The 575-nt window shown below is 69.4% G+C and carries 1 protein-coding gene; it reads left to right on the top strand.

The features are described 5' to 3' along the window. Nucleotides 1-231 precede the first annotated feature (231 nt). A partial coding sequence (locus EXE44_RS17820; protein WP_274595390.1) for an ATPase domain-containing protein occupies nt 232-575 on the top strand: 344 nt, incomplete at its 3' end.

The following is a 575-nucleotide window of genomic DNA, read 5'->3' on the forward strand; positions in this document are numbered from 1 at the left end:
CGCCCTCGCTGGCGTCGAGTTCGACCCGAGTCGCCCCGCCGTCGTCGCCCTCCGGAGCCCCGCCGCCGTCGCCCTTCGAAGCGCCGCGCGACGCCTCGCCTTCCGCGGACTCGTCGCCGCCGGCGGCATGGCGTGTCCGGTCCGACTCCGAGCCCATGTCTCTTCGAACGAGGTGCGGCCGCCACTAAGAACTACCCCATTTATATCACGCTCGCGGGCGAGAGGCGAGACATGGTATCACCCTTATCCGAGCGAGCGTCGACCGGCATCGCCGGGCTCGACGAAGTGCTGTCCGGCGGGCTCATCCCCACGCGAAGCTACATGATCCGCGGGCAGGCCGGGAGCGGCAAGACGATCCTGAGCTTCCACTTCCTCCAGCAGGGGGTCGACGAGGGCGAGACGGCGCTCTTCGTCAACCTCGAAGAGGACCTCCGCGACCTGAAGGCGAACGCGGCCGCGCTCGGCTTCGACACCGACGCCATCGAGTTCCTCGACCTGAGCCCGAGCGCGGAGGCGTTCGTCGGCGACGAGTCGTACGAGGTGTTCGCGCCCTCCGAGGTCGAGCGAGAGCCCCT

Source organism: Halorubrum sp. SS7, assembly GCF_005435055.1.
GTDB lineage: Archaea > Halobacteriota > Halobacteria > Halobacteriales > Haloferacaceae > Halorubrum > Halorubrum salinarum.